The following is a 15,398-nucleotide window of genomic DNA, read 5'->3' as shown; positions in this document are numbered from 1 at the left end:
CCATTGGGTCAGCTCCTTTTTAGAGATTATCCTTTTACGGCACCAGAAGTTAAGGCGCCAACAATGTACTTCTGCAGCAACAAAAACAAGATGATAACCGGAACGATTGACATAATGCTGCCGGCTGCTAGATAGTGGGTTGTGATTTGTGCTTGCGTTGATTGTAGATTTACTACTCCAACTGATACGGGATAAAGCGCCGCATCATCAATTAGAATGAATGGGATAACAAACTGTGACCAGCTCTGAACAGCTACTAAAATGACGACAGATATAATCCCCGGCCGTGCAACGGGTAGCAAAATTTTTGTGAGTAGTTGCCAACGATTGCAGCCATCTATGATTGCAGCTTCATCCATTTGCTCTGGTAATGTGTCAAAATAGTTTTTCATAAACCATGTGGCAATTGGCAGAACCACAGCTACGTAAATCGCTAAAATCAAAAGGAAGTTGTTTAAAAGGTTCCAACTAGCAAATAACCGATACAGTGGAATGGAGATAACCACCGCGGAGATCATCTGAGTCATGAGGATCACTAGTAGAAACGCATTTTTCCCTCTCAACTTAAAGCGAGACAAAGCAAAGGCTGCAGGCAATGCAATACACAAGCTAACCAACACGGTTAATACCACAAGCCTGAGTGAATTCCATAAGTAGGTGAGAACCGGTGTGGTTTGCAGAACATGTAAATAATTTTCAAATTGCCAGCTTGATGGCCAGATGGATGGAGGAACCTCAAATAACTCAGTTTGTGTTTTTAAAGACACAGAAGCGACCCAAAAAAGCGGGAATAAAAACACAACAACAATCAAGAAATAACTCGTATATAGGGCGATGGTAAGCCCACGATTTTTTGATTTTGACATCATGCTTCATCCCTACCTTTCCCAAGCACAAATAAGTAAACAAGTGTCATCAGTACATTAATAGCTAACAAAATGACCGAGGTTGCTGCGCCCACACCTAAATTAAACTCTTGGAAGATAGAGGTGTAGATACTTAACGCAATCACTTCTGTGCTGTTCCCTGGACCACCTTGTGTTAAGGCCATCACCATATCAAATGTGTTAAAAGTATCAATGGAAATGATAATGAGATTGATTAACACAATGGGTGCAATTGCAGGTAAAATGACATTCCGCAGACGTTGAAAGGCTCCAGCACCATCAATGGTAGCAGCTTCCAAAACATCCTTAGAAACCGTTTGCAATCCTGCGTACATTAAAATCATACTAAATGCCGTTCCACGCCAGATATTTGCAAGCGTAACTGATAGAAGAGCCATGGTCGGATCGGATAAAAACGTAATTGGACCTAAACCAACCATTGAAAGGAAATAATTTAAGATACCTGCCTGAGTTTCTGTATAAAGCATTTCAAAAATAATCCCAATCACAACTCCAGGAATAGCCCATGCAACTAAAACAGAGGTTCTGACAATAATTGTACCTCTAAGCTTTAAGTTCTCTCCACGGACAATCAAAAGAGCAACAACAAAACCACAGAATAATTGAAAAATCACACTAAAGAATACAAAAAAGCTAGTTGTGCCAAGCATTGGCCAGAACCCTGGTAGCGTGAATAAACGTACATAGGATTCGAGTGTATAGGTGAACTCTGTATCAACAAGATTCATATCAGTAAAGCTCATTCGTATAATCTCAAAAATCGGGTATAAGAATACGGCTAGAAGTAGTAGACTGAGTGGGATCAACCATGGAAATGGCGTATCAGCAAAGGACGTTTTTGTTGGTTTAATAGGTGATTGAATCTTATGCTCTGTTTTCATTCAACATCCTCCATTCCAAACGTAGCAATTTCCCAAGCATCCTCAAGTGCCTGTTCAGGAGTTTTGCTTCCTGATACAACTTGTGAAATCGCGATTTGTAACTGCACAGAAATTGAATTATAAGTTAAGGCAGCTGGACGTGGTCGACCTTCTTCTTCAAGAATCGTAAGAAATTCATCAATAAATGGTATCGGTTCAAACTCAGGCGAATCATAGACAGATGAGCGAACAGGCATGGATCCATCTCTTGTTATAAATCGTGCCATACCTTCTTCCCCAACATACGTGCGCTGTAGAAAATCAAATGCCGCTTGCTGCTTATCAGGATCATCTGTGAAAATGCCAAATGCCCAAGCCACCTACAGTTGAGGTTCCATCTCCACCCTCAAGCATAGGTAAGGATGCAACATCCCAATGCTCAAAGTCATCGCCGAGAATGTCTTGAAACGTATTGATTTGCCAACTACCTGGATAAAGCATTTTTACTAAGCCTGTTGAAATTTCGGCATTACCATCATTCTCTTCACCGTTAATGGCCATCCTTTTAGAAATGGCGCCTGTTTCAACTCCATCATGAATGGCGTTAAACACATTTAACATGTATTCGCGATTTTCGTTATTGTAAAATGCAGGTTGTCCATTTTCATCAACTAGCTCACCGCCTTGTCCCCAAAACAGCGGCCAAAGACTCGTAACGGATGTACCTTCACCTACACCCAGAGGAAGGACCAGACCTTCATAGCCTTGATTAACTAGATCTTCTGAGATCTGCATCGCCTCGTCCCAGGATTCTGGAGGTTCAGGCACGTATCTTGTATCATAAAAAACATAGCGAATGTCTGTACTTAAATACAGACCATATACATTTCCATCATCCCCAACCATCACATCTTGGGCAAAAGGTAAAAAGTCATCTAAATCCATACCGTTTTCATCCATCAATTCGTTTAAAGGTTGTAAATGATCTTGAAAACGCTCAATGGCATATCCATCAATCAAAGCAAAATCAGGAGCCTGATTACGCACAGCTTGCTCTTGCAACCGTGCCATAGCCTCATCAATATTCGAGGTATGAATGCTATGTTGCATTGGCATGCCATACTCTTCTTCAATATCGCGAACATTCTGTTGAACATAGGTGCTCATTTCTTCATCAGGGGCATCTGGAGATGAATCGGAACCAGTTATCCACGTAAGTGTTTTCTCCGTGTTTGCATTCGCACAACAACAACGATCAGCGGTATACTACTAAAAATCAACAGTGTAATTGGGAACGATCTCATCACAAGCTCCTCTCCTTCTTATGTGCGTATTAGTGTTAGCGCTTTCAAAAAAGTAAAGTAGTGATAGATTATCGAAACGAATACTTAATGTCAAATGATATGGGATTTTGATTTGCACTGCTTTTGTGCTTATCTTTTTTCATAGTAGGGTATGAATGAAAGAGGAGGGATGTTTTATATGAATTGTTCAAAGGTCATCGTGATGATCTTAGGAAGTGTCGCTCTGCTCTTTTTTGTTGCGAGTTTGATCAGTTCATTAACCCTCAATCAAGCTCATGCTCCAAATCCATGGTTCATGATCCTGATGAACGTGGTATTCGAAGTCCTTCTAATTTTAGCTGTTGTGGCAGGATTTAGAGGAGAGGAAGGTAAATATAACAGGATTGTACTGATCTCAATGTGTGCCCTGGTTGCAAACTATTTTTTGCAAGCAATTGTTTAACATAAAAAAGCCAAATTCCTATGGAAAGGAATTTGGCACTAACTTAGAGTGCCTGGTATTTGAATGAGGGTCTCATGTCCATCAACCGTACTATGAAAATCATATACAGGCTGTAGAAGCCTTTCGAATCTAGGTGATAGTTGAGTTCAACAGCATGAATCGTAATCTTGTTTATCTTTTGAGAATAAGATTGGAATTTTCCATCAAATAGCTCGTTAAAAGCTTCCTGTTCACTTTTTATTTGAACGTCTTTTACTTTGTCGTAGGTAATGAGCTTGGTTGGATATATTCTTGATGCTATCGTCTGCATAATAGTTAACAGAAATATAACCTTCTAATAACTGATCGTTTTCTAGGTCGTTACGGATAGTCCACTCGTAGCTGCCTGTTTCAGTTTGTTGAAACTGGGAGTGAGTGGGGATGTTTATACCAAAGTTTGTTAACTTATTTAGTAGGTTTTTCTCATCTGTATCTTTTAGATCAATGCCATCAAGTGATGAGAAATCAAGATAGTCATATCTACCATCAAAAAATTCAAAAGATACTCTAAACGTTGGATCTACCCTAGTTGTGTAAAAACCGGTATCAAGATAGAGGTCCTCTTCCAATTCCTCAGTACCTATATCAATATTTTTAAAAAACGCTTCAACAAATTCTTTCGCTTCTGTATGAGAGTAGCTATTCACCTTGTATATAGGAACTGTTGAATCCATGTCATCGAGAACAACATCAAGAATGACGGTGGTTTCATTCATATCTACTTTTGTACTTGCAGCTAGAGAAAGGTTTCCAAATTCCTTTAAATGATAATAAGCAAACATGCCACCGAAAAGAATCAAAACCAGAAACAACGGCGAGAAATAAGCAACAGCTCGTTTGAATTTCTTCTTTCGGATTTTTAGAATACCCATAACAATTCCGTATCCAAGAATAGCACCAAGCAGATTGTTAAAGAGGTCATCGACTTCAAATATTCCTAAACCTGTAATCAACTGAAAGAGTTCGATCGAAAGGGTAAAGAGAAGGCCTGATCCGATAGTCCACACCGCTTTTTGAAACCGTGAATGTAGGAGTGGAAAAAGTATTCCAAATGGAACAAACATCACAATATTTAAGATGATAAACTGCCAATCTGGAATCCCAAAGTTATTCCATGCTTCGCGGTAAGAATTAAAGAGACTGAAATCCGTTTGACTATTGAAATGTGCTCCCCTATCAATAATCGTAACGCCAATTACCATGATGACATAGCCAACAAACATTGAGCTAACAAGCATCTGCTTTTTGGAAAGTCTTTTATCTCTACCTAAAAGCTTTCGATAGACTACATAGTAAAGGATAAAGAAAAGAATGGATAAAGCAATGAGTGCGAGTAACGCTAATAAAAAATAGTCTTTTAAGGTGCTAAAAATAAAATCTGCGGTCATTTCTTGTCATAATCTCCCTTAACAATTAAATTACATTTTCTATTATCTACCAATGCAATAAAAAAAGCTAGGCTGTTTTTCGGCAACTTTCCCACCAAATTTTGTAACACTTTGAGAATTAGGCAGAAAGTATTGTTTTTAGAGGTTTTTGCGATACAATACAAGAAGAGATTTTATTGCGGTATACCTTGAAGCAAAGTGGGAGAGCCAAATGAAAACAGCACGTTTAATATATAATCCAACCTCAGGACGCGAGCAGATTCGTAAGAACTTAGCCTATGTCATGGAACGACTTGAAAAAGCGGGATACGAAACCTCGGCTCACGCTACTACACCAGAAGAAGGCTGTGCCAAGCGTGCAGCTAGACGTGCAGCAGAACGTGGGTATGATTTAGTGATTGCAGCCGGTGGGGATGGTACGATTTTTGAAGTAGTAAACGGATTGGCGGAGCTTGATGATCGCCCGATGCTTGGCATCATTCCAGCAGGAACAACAAATGATTTTGCCCGTGCACTTGGTATATCGAAGGATATCACCAAAGCGTGTGATGTGTTGTGTGGCGATCATATTGAACCAATCGATATTGGAAAAATGAACGATAAATATTTTATTAATATTGCCGCAGCAGGAGCACTGACTGAGCTTACTTATGAAGTGCCAATTAAGTTGAAGACTCTTGTTGGACAACTGGCCTATTATATCAAAGGACTAGAGAAGCTACCTCAAATTTCGCCAACTTCCGTTCGCATTGAATATGACGGGAAGCTTTTTGAAGGCGACATCATGATGTTTTTGATTGCTAATACCAACTCAGTAGGTGGTTTTGAGAAGCTTGCACCACACGCGTCATTGCAGGATGGTATGTTTGACTTTTTAATCGTCAAAAAAACCACTTTTGCCGAGTTCATTCAAGTCGGTGGCCTTGCCTTGCGTGGTGAACACATTAACCATCCAAAGGTGATGTACATTCAAGCCAACCGTATTAAAGTCGAAGTACTCGACGGAGACGCGGAAATGAAGTTAAATCTAGACGGTGAACGAGGCGGTAGCCTCCAAGCCGAATTCGTCAACTTATACAGACACTTTCAAATGCTCACACCAGCAGCACGTGATCAGAAAAAGCTAGAAAACGTAGAAACCGACCAATGAGTGGTCGGTTTCTTTTTTTGGGGGAGAGGGATTTTGGAGAGGTGGAATTGCGTGTAGAGCAGGAAAAGGAGCGGGAGTCGCGTGTGAGGTAGGAAACTCACGGGTAAGAGAACGGGAGTCGCGGGTAAAGCAGAAATCCCGCGGGTAAAGGAGGGAAACTCACGGGTAAGGCAGAAATCCCGCGGATAAAGGAGGGAAAGCCACGGGTAAAGCAGGAATCCCGCGGGTAAAGGAGGGAAGCCACGGGTAAGGCAGGAATCCCACGGGCAAAGGAGGGAAAGCCACGGGTAAAGCAGAAATCCCGCGGGTAAAGAGGGAAACTCACGGGTAAGGCAGGAATCGCGCGGGTAAAGGAGGGAAAGCCACGGGTAAGGCAGGAATCGCGCGGGTAAAGGAGGGAAACTCACGGGTAAAGGAGGAATCGCGCGGGTAAAGGAGGGAAAGCCACGGGTAAAGCAGGAATCCCACGGGTAAAGGAGTGGAAGCCACGGGTAAGGCAGGAATCCCGCGGGTAAAGGAGTGGAAGCCACGGGTAAAGCAGGAATCCCGCGGGTAAGGCAGGAATCCCACGGGCAAAGCAGGAAACTCGCGGCTAAAACCAAATTCCGGCGCCCCCACCCTCCGTGCAAACCAAAAAAAGAGCACCCCAACTTCTCAGGGTGCTTATTTTTATGAATCCTTCACATGATATCGTCCTCTTGGGACAACGAGTGGGGAATGAGAGACGGGATCTGGAATCACTGTGCAATCAAGTCCAAAAATTTCTTGAATTAGATCGCTTGTGATCACATTGGCAGGATCTCCTTCTGCGATTAGCTTTCCTTCACGTAGGGCAAAGATATGGTCTGCGTAACGAGCGGTTAAATTGATGTCATGAAGGACCATGACAATTGTTGTTCCGTGCTTTTTATTTAAGTCTGTAAGCAAATCCAGTATCTCTACTTGATAGGTGATATCCAAAAATGTTGTTGGTTCATCTAAGAATAGGATATCGGTTTGTTGCGCGAGCGCCATGGCGATCCATACACGTTGTCTTTGTCCACCAGAGAGCTCATCGATGCTACGGTTGGCAAGATGTGTAATATCCATGATCTCCATTGCTTCAGCAACAGCTTCATAATCTTTTTTTGTCCACCCGCTAAGTATAGACTGGTGTGGGAATCGGCCTCGTCCAACTAAGTCAGCAACGGATATGCCTTCTGGTACAGTTGGAGACTGCGGCAAGATTCCTAAGACTCGAGCCAGTTGTTTAGGTGGAATTTTTGAGATGGATTTTCCATCAAGTGAAACGGTTCCTGCTGTGGGTTTGATAAGTCTTGCCATCGTTTTAAGCAGAGTTGACTTTCCACAGGCGTTGGCTCCAATGATTACGTTGATTTTATGACTAGGAATCACAACATCAATGGCATGAAGGATTGTCTTTTGATCATAACCTGCTACGATTTGATCCGTTTGAAATGTATGAGTTGGTTTCATTTATAAACTTCCCTTTCGATTCATGCGGATGAGTAAGTAGAGCAAGTAAGGTGCTCCGAGTATTCCGGTGATAATCCCAACGGGAAACCGGACTTCAAACGCAAATTGTCCGATCAAATCAGCTGCTAAAACGAGATTTAATCCTACAAGTCCAGCAGGAATTACATTAGAATACCCAGCTCCTACCAAACGTTTGGCGATTGGTCCAGAAAGGAAAGCGACAAATGCAATCGGTCCTGTTGTTGCTGTCGCAATCGCGATCATGGCAACGGAACTTAGAATAAGTAGGATCCTTGTTCGATCGGTATTTAATCCAAGTGATGAGGCAGACTCTTCACCAAGTTCCAGAATACTGAGATGTTTTCCGAGTATCATAACGATTGGAGCACAGACTACTACCGAAATCATAAGTGGTATTATAGCATTCATTTGGGAACCATTTAAACTGCCACTAAGCCATCTAAATGCAGTCGCAATATCTTGCTGTGCACCTATTAATAGAAGGTAGGAAATCATGGCACCTAACATAGCTTGTACACCAATACCAACCAAAATAAGTCGACCAACTGAAAAGGATCTACCTTTAGATAATACATAAATAATAACCACTGTCACAAGTGCTGCAATGACGGCAGCTATGGAGATTGTTGTATTACTTGTTCGTAAAATAAGGATACAAAATAAAGCTGCTACACTAGAACCTGCAGTAATACCAAGTATGTCAGGATTAGCAAGTGGGTTACGTAGCATCGTTTGAAAGGTGTTCCCGGCAATTCCAAATGCTATTCCTGCAAAAAGACCTGCAAGCATTCTTGGTAGACGAATTGTGTTTACGGCAAAATTGGCTCCGTCTACGGATTCACCCATTAACACGCGAATCACATCACCAGGTGGATAAATTGTATTACCCATCATCAGCATGCCAATACAAAGCATACAAGCGAGTACTAAAAGTAGGCTATTAACAATGATCCATCGGCGACGTCGTTCACGCCTGCCTGCTGCTATGTTTTCAATTGTCGTTTGTCTCATAATGATCGCACTTTCATTCTTGTCGCTAAGTAGATTAAGATTGGAGCTCCTAAAAATGCAGTTAGAACTCCTGCTTCAAGCTCTCCAGGACTACCAATTAATCGGCCGCTAACATCTGATATGGTCAGGATCGCAGCACCTGATAGGGCAGACATTGGAATCACGTAACGTAAGTCTGGTCCGAGTAAAAGCCTCATTAAATGGGTAGATAATAAACCAATAAAACCTATAGGACCGGCAAGTGCAGTGGCAGCTCCACAGAGTATGACTCCTGCAAAGGCTGCCACCAGTCTTAGTACACCAGTGCGTACACCTTGTCCGGTCGCCACTTCATCTCCTAGTGCTAAGGCATTAAGAGCCGGCGCAGTCATAATAGCCAATATGACTCCTATGATTAGAAAAGGAAGAAATGTTGTAATTCCATTCCAATTAGCAGAGCCCAGACTACCTACTTGCCAAAATCTAAATTGATCCATGACATATGACCTTGGTAGCATAATTGCACTAACTAAGGAAGATAAAGCTGCACTTGTTGCAGCACCAGCTAGCACAAGTTTAAGAGGCGTTGGACCAGAACGTCCCATAGAACCGATACCATAAACAAATACCGCGGTAATCATTGCACCAGTAATGGCAAACCATATGTATTGACCTGCTGTACTAATGTTAAAGAAGGCAAGTCCACCAACAACAAATAAGGCAGCGCCAGTGTTCACTCCTAGAATACTCGGGTCAGCAATGGGGTTTCTCGTAACGGCTTGCATCAATGCACCAGATACACCTAGTGCAGCCCCACAAAATAAACTAAAAATAGTTCGTGGAATTCTCTCACGAACAACACTTGCACCATATGATTCAACATCAGAAAAAAACAAACCAGCTAACAGTTCGTCCTTTGTTACAATTCTAGAACCAAATGCAAGTGATGCGATAATACAGGTTAGTAGCATGACAAAAGAAAGAATGAGCACCTTCCAAAATTGTTTTGGAAGATGCGCGTTTAATGTTCTATTCTTAATCAATTTTTTATTCCTCAGACTTGTCGATCGCTTCTCCAATTAAATCTAAGTATTCATCGATTGTATAAGCGATTGAAAGAGGGTTTGGTGTTCCAGCTGCGCCAATATCTGAGTTTCCATCAATAAACACAACTGCGCCATTTTTAATAGCGTCGATTTGGCCAAGACGAGAATCGTTTTGTAGCGCTTCAAGGAGTGCATCGTCACCATAGCCAACAATGATATCGGCTTCGTTTAGAGCATCTGCATTTTCAGCACTTAAGTTTAATGAGTAAGCTGTATCATCGTCAATCATATCTGAAATGGCTTCAGGGAAAACGAGACCAAGCTCCTGTAAAAAGGAAACACGTGTATCAACAGGTGTGTAAAGGTGTAATTGAGAAAGATCATTTGCCGAGAAGTTTACCCATAATACATTTTTGCCTTCGATTTCAGGGTGTTCTGCAGCTTTTTCTTCTATTAGGTTCTCTGTATCTTCTACAAGCTGATCACCTTCAGCTTCCATTCCCATACCAGCAGCATTCAATGTAATCTGTTCACGCCATGTTGTTGTCCATGGAGATACTGGATAAGGCACAACAGGAGCAATTTCACTTAAAAGATCATAATCTTCTTGAGAGATACCAGAGTAAGCTGAAAGGATAACATCAGGATTAGAATCAGCAATCGCTTCAAAATCAAGACCATCTGTATCTTGATACACATTAGGATCTGATTCACCTAGCTCTTCTACTTTTTCAGCTGTCCATGGAAGTAGACCGCGATCATCAACAATTCCAAAATTCGCTGCAGAGAACCCAACAGGTACAACATCAAGAGCTAGTGCAACATCCTGATTTCCCCATTGAATTGTAGCCACTCGTTCAGGTTTTTCATCAAGAGTCGTTTCCCCAAATGCATGTTCAATCACAATTGGATACTCAGAGCTTGTTTCTCCTGATGCTGTTTCTGTATCATTTGTTTCTGTTTGTTCTGATTCATCATTATCTGAAGAACCGCTTGCACATCCAGTCAGAGCAACTGCAAGTGCAGCCGAGCCAAGTAACCATTTAAATGAAATCGTCTTCTTTAAAGTCATCAGTATTCCCTACCTTGTCATGGAGTTTTTATAACGAATTGAATGAATACGTATGTGTACTATGTATGCAATAACAATAATCATTCTCAATTAGTGTATAACCTCTTTGAGATCTTGTCAATTGAATTTTGGTTCTTTTATGACAATTTTAGATAGGAAATTCCTTGATCATACAAAATATATAAAGATAATGATAAGTGCAACTAGAATAAGCATGAAGATTGAATCTCTTGGCAGATCCTCTCGCCATTTTTTTGCATCCAATGTTAAGGGGACATTTTGAATGCGAACCATCTTCCGATATAGAATCTGAAAATAAACAAAGGAAAAGAAACAAACGCTAATGAGAACTCCTGCAAAAACAAAATTAATATCTATTGAAAAAAAGCTAAAAAGAACCACAACAAAAACAATAGATATAATGAACACTAGCGAGGAGTCCCTTAGTCTTTTAGCCACAACTCGGCACCAACTGTCTGCCTGTTTTTCTTTATTCCAAAAAAGGGTGACGACAATGGGGATAAACCCAAAGATTATGAGAATCGTCGCTAGTACAAACATAAAAGTCTCTCTAAATGGATAGACAAGTAATGGGGTAGCCCACACGATAGATAGATGAAATACCATCTGTAACTTACTCAATTCATCATAATATGGAATGCCTTGATCTTTTTTTCTCATTTTTATTTCACTCCTTTTAAACAATCCAAATAAAATACCAAGAAGATATGAGGATAAATAATACGAAGAAAGTAATCCATGTGTTTCTTTTTTCTTTTTTAGACATACGATCATCTTCTGGATCTACTTGTTGGATTTTAATCAAGCGTTGATATAGGTGACGATAGTATAGACCTTGTCCGATAATGCCGACACTTGAAATGCCTGCTACTACACCTCTTTCAAAATTATAAGACATTGAGTTGAACAAACTGAATAAATAGATAACGATATAGATAACTGACGCTGCAAGACATATTTCATAAAGTTCTTTTGCGACAAAACGTCTTTTTGTTGAGTGGCTATTGCGGGCTCTATAAGCAGAGACAAGGGGAGCAATTGTTATAAGAAATCCGATCAATGGTAGATAGATATAGGAAGAAGCACTACTCATATTCTGCAACAGAACATGTAAAAGCCAAAGTAGTCCCATGATCTGAACTAATCGACTCCAATGATGCCGCTCACGAACGTTTCTCCGATTCTCTTCGCGTTGTTCCTTAGAAGGTAACAACATGAATCAACTCCTTTTTATTCCAATACCTTCTATCGAAAGCAAATAAACGTTAAAAAAACTATTGAAAATGATTCTCATTCTTAATACAATGAAAATTAGAGTATATAAGTGGAGAGGATGAGACGATGTCTAAAATTGTATTGGTCTTTGCAAGTATGTCAGGGAATACAGAGGATATCGCTGATTTACTAACAAAAAAGCTTAGAGATAGAGGGTATGAGGTTGACCTAGAGGAGATCGATGAATTCGATCCAAGCGCAGCTTTCAGAATATGATGGAATTGTTATAGGTTCATATACATGGGGAGATGGCGACTTGCCATATGAAGCAGAAGACTTTTTTGAGGCGATGGATGACGTTGATTTATCAGGTAAAACGGCTGCAGTATTTGGTTCCGGTGATGCGGTGTATCCAGAGTTTTGCGAAGCGGTCCATATTTTTGAGCGGAAGTTAGAGAAATGTGGGGCGGTACTTGCTACAAAAGGATTAAAAATTGAATTTACACCTGAGACTGATGAAGACTTTGAAGCCTGCGAGCAGTTTGTGCAAGGTTTTACGGAGAAACTTAAGATTCATGCTTGATTGTTTTTATTGACAGATTCGGCTCCATTCGATAATATGCAAGTAACTACTTGCATATTTAAAGGTGGGCAAACATGTCGGCAAAGGAAAAGACAAAGCAACGTATTCTCAGCGCTGCACTTGAGCTTTTGAAGGAACATGGTTACCAGGGAACAACCACTCGATTAATAGCTGAAACAGCAGGCTGTAATGAAGTGACGCTGTTCCGGCATTTTGGTAATAAGCAGACCATTCTCGAAAAAGTTGTTGAGGGTCAAACGTTTGGGCCAAGTTTAAAAGAAACCATTGATCACGCAATTATTTGGGATTTGGAGAAGGATCTTTTTAAGATTGCCCATGGGTATCTTCAATTCATGCGTAGTATCGAGGATTTTGTGATGCTTGGATTCAAAGAGTTTTACAAGGTTGAGGAGCTAAATGATCAGATCTCACGCGGTCCAAAAGAGTTTAAGCTTTATTTGACAAGCTACTTTGAAGAAATGCAGAAACGCAATTTGATCATCTCTACGGATTGCGAGACCTTGGCGCTTAATTTTATTTGGATTAACTTTGGCTACTTTATTTCCAAAGCTAGGTTTGGAGATCGAGTAACAACGATGCCAGATGAAACCTTTTTAAGAGAAAGTGTTCAGCTGTTTGTACGGGGCGTCACCCCCTAAAACGAGCATTCCTGTGAATGCTTTTTCTTTGGTTAATAATGCAAGTAAGTACTTACTTTAATTAAAAAATGATAGGAGAAACACATGAATACTTTTAAACAATTACTTAAACAACCAACAACAAAAGCAGGAATTATTATTGCTCTTGTGTTTCAGATTGTCTTTTTCTGCGTCTGGCTGACAGCTTATGATGGCGTACAAGAGAGAATAACGGAACTTGATGTAGCGCTAGTAAATGAAGATACCGAAGCAGGTATGATGATAGCTGATCAAATAGAACAGAATTTGCCGCTCACAATAGATACAACATTAACTGAAGCAGAGGCAGAAGAGGCGCTTCAAGAACGTACGATTCAAATGATCGTTCACATCCCTAATGACTTTACAGAAAAATTAAGCTCAGATGAAAAAGCAGAGATTACTTATTCAATCAACCAAGCCTCAGCCACAGTGGGTAAGCAAGCTCTAGAGCAAATAGCGACAAAACTCACAACCACCATCAATGAACAGGTTGCTGCACAACAACTAGCAATGGGTGGAGAACAATTTGTTAGTCAACTTAGCGACAGCGGTCTACCAGAGCAAGCAGTTACAACAATTCAAGAGCAACTATCAGCTACACTAGATCAAGTTGATCTTGCACCAATTACTGCAGATATTAACCGTGTAAATGAAACAGAAGGTTTTGCCGCAACGATGATTCCAATGATGCTTGTACTTGCTTCATTTGTGGGATCGATGACCATGAATATGCAAATTCAAGTTTCTGTAATGGGACTTGCACGTAAAGGCTTAAATAAATGGAGTGTGTTCTGGTCACGTCAGCTACTTAATGTACTTGTTAGTGCAGGACTTGCCTTTTTAACGTATGGCTTAATTGCCATTTTTGATATTAGTGTGACACTACCATTTTGGACAGTATGGTTCTATCAGTTCCTAGTCTTCCTATCGTTCCTACTAGTCTCGCAAACATTTTTAATTTTACTTGGTCCGGCAGGAATGATGGGCAATATTGTATTGCTTTCCATGCAACTCGTTACATCAGGAGTAATCGTACCAGTGGCGATGCTCTCACCATTTTATCAAACAATCTCAAGCATACTGCCGGCAACGTACGCGGCAGATGGATACTTTACTGTGATCTTTGGAGGTACAGGAGTGACGCAGGAATTCCTACCACTTCTAATGATTATGGCCGTAGTTCTGATCATTAGTGTTGGACGCGTAGCCTTACAAAAGCATCCCGAGCATCAAAAGGCTCTTATTCAACCTTCTAAATAACAGCCATTGTCCCTTTACGATATAATGAAAGAAAAGGGGCGAATCAATTGAACAAAAAAACATTGCACGACATCTGCTTGACTTTGCCTGTAGCCACTCATGATTATCAACCAGATTGGCAGGCAGACCGCTATTTTATCGGTGGAAAAATGTTTGCCTTAATGGGCGAAAAACCAATGATTATCTTAAAATGTGATCCCATACGTGCTGAAGAACTGCGTGAGCAATACGAAGGCATCACAGCCGGTTATCATATGAACAAAACCCACTGGAACTCGGTCTATTTTGACTCAGACGTAGATGAAGGCATGACTCAAGCATTAATTGAGCATTCCTATGAGCTTGTACTGAGTAAGTTGCCGAAGAAAGTGCAGAAGCAGATAAACGGGGAATGAGATTCAAGAGAAGCAAGTATCTAATGATGCTTGTTTCTTTTTTTATTGAGGTGGTGGTGTTAACAAGGAGAATGAGTGTGACATCAAGATAGACAGAGATTTGTCACGAGGTGAGAGTTGTTGCCAACAGAGCCTAACTTGTAAATAAGATGGATAGAGTTTTATCAAGAGAGCTAGAGCTTTCTCAAGACCTATTCTAGTCTTATCAAGAGAGATGTCGACTCTAGCAAGACTTCAAGCTCAATTCAATGTGAACATCATAAAAAAACACCCCAAAACCATGTAGGGTGTAGTTATTCATATTAGGTACTTTTGAATATTGGTTGCGTAGTTTTACTAGATATAAGCTTTAACATTCCAAATGAAACGGCAAAAATGAGAAACAGCTCAATCGACTGATAAACCCAACCAGACAAACTAGTTTGCATCGAAGTTTCTACCATAACAATGCTAATCATGAAGGCCGTCAAAGCTAAAAAAGTATTACTAGATAACCAAGACAAGGTGTATCCCTCCTTTATAGAAGCATTCTTTAATTTCATAACCCA

General features: G+C 40.5%; 16 protein-coding genes and 1 pseudogene. 6 read left to right on the top strand and 11 right to left on the bottom strand.

Going from position 1 to position 15,398, the window contains the following annotated elements:
* Positions 1-26 precede the first annotated feature (26 nt).
* From NDM98_RS16555 to NDM98_RS16540, 4 genes are read right to left on the bottom strand one after another with little or no spacing between them, the layout of a single operon-like run.
* Complete coding sequence (locus NDM98_RS16555; RefSeq protein WP_251610062.1) at positions 27-869, bottom strand: carbohydrate ABC transporter permease; 843 nt, start codon at positions 867-869, stop codon at positions 27-29.
* On the bottom strand, positions 866-1,789 hold the full coding sequence (locus NDM98_RS16550; RefSeq protein ID WP_251610060.1) for a carbohydrate ABC transporter permease: 924 nt from the start codon (positions 1,787-1,789) through the stop codon (positions 866-868). Before NDM98_RS16550 ends, NDM98_RS16555 begins: the two co-directional genes overlap by 4 nt.
* On the bottom strand, positions 1,786-2,148 hold the full coding sequence (locus NDM98_RS16545) for a type 2 periplasmic-binding domain-containing protein (protein ID WP_251610058.1): 363 nt from the start codon (positions 2,146-2,148) through the stop codon (positions 1,786-1,788). The genes NDM98_RS16550 and NDM98_RS16545 overlap by 4 nt, the downstream gene beginning before the upstream one ends.
* Entirely contained in the window at positions 2,117-2,935 is an 819-nt protein-coding gene (locus NDM98_RS16540; RefSeq protein WP_251610056.1) for an ABC transporter substrate-binding protein, read from the bottom strand. The genes NDM98_RS16545 and NDM98_RS16540 overlap by 32 nt, the downstream gene beginning before the upstream one ends.
* A gap of 315 nt (positions 2,936-3,250) precedes the next feature.
* Here NDM98_RS16540 and NDM98_RS16535 point away from each other — a divergent pair, with 315 nt between their 5' ends.
* A complete protein-coding gene (locus NDM98_RS16535; RefSeq protein WP_251610055.1) occupies positions 3,251-3,514 on the top strand; it encodes a hypothetical protein in 264 nt (87 codons plus the stop codon).
* A 230-nt stretch (positions 3,515-3,744) separates the two neighbouring features.
* On the opposite strand, the gene NDM98_RS16530 is transcribed toward NDM98_RS16535, so the two are convergent.
* A complete protein-coding gene (locus NDM98_RS16530; protein WP_251610053.1) occupies positions 3,745-4,941 on the bottom strand; it encodes a VanZ family protein in 1,197 nt (398 codons plus the stop codon).
* 211 nt (positions 4,942-5,152) lie between these two features.
* Here NDM98_RS16530 and NDM98_RS16525 point away from each other — a divergent pair, with 211 nt between their 5' ends.
* Positions 5,153-6,091 carry a diacylglycerol kinase gene (locus NDM98_RS16525; RefSeq protein WP_251610051.1) on the top strand — a complete coding sequence of 313 codons (939 nt, stop codon included), beginning with the start codon at positions 5,153-5,155 and terminating at the stop codon, positions 6,089-6,091.
* A 669-nt stretch (positions 6,092-6,760) separates the two neighbouring features.
* Here the strand turns inward: NDM98_RS16525 and NDM98_RS16520 are convergent.
* The 6 genes from NDM98_RS16520 to NDM98_RS16495 form a co-directional block, all read right to left on the bottom strand.
* Entirely contained in the window at positions 6,761-7,567 is an 807-nt protein-coding gene (locus NDM98_RS16520; protein ID WP_251610049.1) for an ABC transporter ATP-binding protein, read from the bottom strand.
* Positions 7,568-8,599 carry a FecCD family ABC transporter permease gene (locus NDM98_RS16515; protein WP_251610047.1) on the bottom strand — a complete coding sequence of 344 codons (1,032 nt, stop codon included), beginning with the start codon at positions 8,597-8,599 and terminating at the stop codon, positions 7,568-7,570.
* Positions 8,596-9,636: a FecCD family ABC transporter permease gene (locus NDM98_RS16510; RefSeq protein ID WP_251610404.1), complete on the bottom strand. Its 1,041-nt coding sequence runs from the start codon at positions 9,634-9,636 to the stop codon at positions 8,596-8,598. Before NDM98_RS16510 ends, NDM98_RS16515 begins: the two co-directional genes overlap by 4 nt.
* A complete protein-coding gene (locus NDM98_RS16505) occupies positions 9,626-10,696 on the bottom strand; it encodes an iron-siderophore ABC transporter substrate-binding protein (protein ID WP_251610046.1) in 1,071 nt (356 codons plus the stop codon). Before NDM98_RS16505 ends, NDM98_RS16510 begins: the two co-directional genes overlap by 11 nt.
* A gap of 168 nt (positions 10,697-10,864) precedes the next feature.
* A complete protein-coding gene (locus NDM98_RS16500) occupies positions 10,865-11,377 on the bottom strand; it encodes a hypothetical protein (RefSeq protein WP_251610045.1) in 513 nt (170 codons plus the stop codon).
* Between the two features lie 16 nt (positions 11,378-11,393).
* Entirely contained in the window at positions 11,394-11,933 is a 540-nt protein-coding gene (locus NDM98_RS16495) for a hypothetical protein (protein WP_251610044.1), read from the bottom strand.
* A 125-nt stretch (positions 11,934-12,058) separates the two neighbouring features.
* Between NDM98_RS16495 and NDM98_RS16490 the strand changes: the two are divergent.
* The 4 genes and pseudogenes from NDM98_RS16490 (at position 12,059) to NDM98_RS16475 (ending at position 14,850) form a co-directional block, all read left to right on the top strand.
* A pseudogene (locus tag NDM98_RS16490) lies at positions 12,059-12,515 on the top strand (flavodoxin).
* Positions 12,516-12,589: 74 nt separating this feature from the next.
* Positions 12,590-13,174 (top strand): TetR/AcrR family transcriptional regulator, encoded by a 585-nt coding sequence (locus NDM98_RS16485; protein ID WP_251610042.1) that lies wholly within the window; start codon positions 12,590-12,592, stop codon positions 13,172-13,174.
* 84 nt (positions 13,175-13,258) lie between these two features.
* On the top strand, positions 13,259-14,455 hold the full coding sequence (locus NDM98_RS16480; RefSeq protein ID WP_251610041.1) for a YhgE/Pip domain-containing protein: 1,197 nt from the start codon (positions 13,259-13,261) through the stop codon (positions 14,453-14,455).
* Positions 14,456-14,502: 47 nt separating this feature from the next.
* Positions 14,503-14,850 (top strand): MmcQ/YjbR family DNA-binding protein, encoded by a 348-nt coding sequence (locus NDM98_RS16475; RefSeq protein ID WP_251610039.1) that lies wholly within the window; start codon positions 14,503-14,505, stop codon positions 14,848-14,850.
* Positions 14,851-15,398 lie beyond the last annotated feature (548 nt).

Source organism: Alkalicoccobacillus plakortidis, from assembly GCF_023703085.1.
GTDB lineage: Bacteria > Bacillota > Bacilli > Bacillales > Bacillaceae_D > Alkalicoccobacillus > Alkalicoccobacillus plakortidis.
This window is presented reverse-complemented; position numbering and strand designations above follow the sequence as displayed.

Bases quoted from the DNA above. Each gene is read 5' to 3' on its own strand.
- NDM98_RS16555 (WP_251610062.1), bottom strand. From the start codon at position 869: ATGATGTCAAAATCAAAAAATCGTGGGCTTACCATCGCCCTATATACG.
- NDM98_RS16550 (WP_251610060.1), bottom strand. From the start codon at position 1,789: ATGAAAACAGAGCATAAGATTCAATCACCTATTAAACCAACAAAAACG.
- NDM98_RS16540 (WP_251610056.1), bottom strand. From the start codon at position 2,935: ATGAGCACCTATGTTCAACAGAATGTTCGCGATATTGAAGAAGAGTAT.
- NDM98_RS16535 (WP_251610055.1), top strand. From the start codon at position 3,251: ATGAATTGTTCAAAGGTCATCGTGATGATCTTAGGAAGTGTCGCTCTG.
- NDM98_RS16530 (WP_251610053.1), bottom strand. From the start codon at position 4,941: ATGACCGCAGATTTTATTTTTAGCACCTTAAAAGACTATTTTTTATTA.
- NDM98_RS16525 (WP_251610051.1), top strand. From the start codon at position 5,153: ATGAAAACAGCACGTTTAATATATAATCCAACCTCAGGACGCGAGCAG.
- NDM98_RS16520 (WP_251610049.1), bottom strand. From the start codon at position 7,567: ATGAAACCAACTCATACATTTCAAACGGATCAAATCGTAGCAGGTTAT.
- NDM98_RS16515 (WP_251610047.1), bottom strand. From the start codon at position 8,599: ATGAGACAAACGACAATTGAAAACATAGCAGCAGGCAGGCGTGAACGA.
- NDM98_RS16505 (WP_251610046.1), bottom strand. From the start codon at position 10,696: ATGACTTTAAAGAAGACGATTTCATTTAAATGGTTACTTGGCTCGGCT.
- NDM98_RS16500 (WP_251610045.1), bottom strand. From the start codon at position 11,377: ATGAGAAAAAAAGATCAAGGCATTCCATATTATGATGAATTGAGTAAG.
- NDM98_RS16495 (WP_251610044.1), bottom strand. From the start codon at position 11,933: ATGTTGTTACCTTCTAAGGAACAACGCGAAGAGAATCGGAGAAACGTT.
- NDM98_RS16485 (WP_251610042.1), top strand. From the start codon at position 12,590: ATGTCGGCAAAGGAAAAGACAAAGCAACGTATTCTCAGCGCTGCACTT.
- NDM98_RS16480 (WP_251610041.1), top strand. From the start codon at position 13,259: ATGAATACTTTTAAACAATTACTTAAACAACCAACAACAAAAGCAGGA.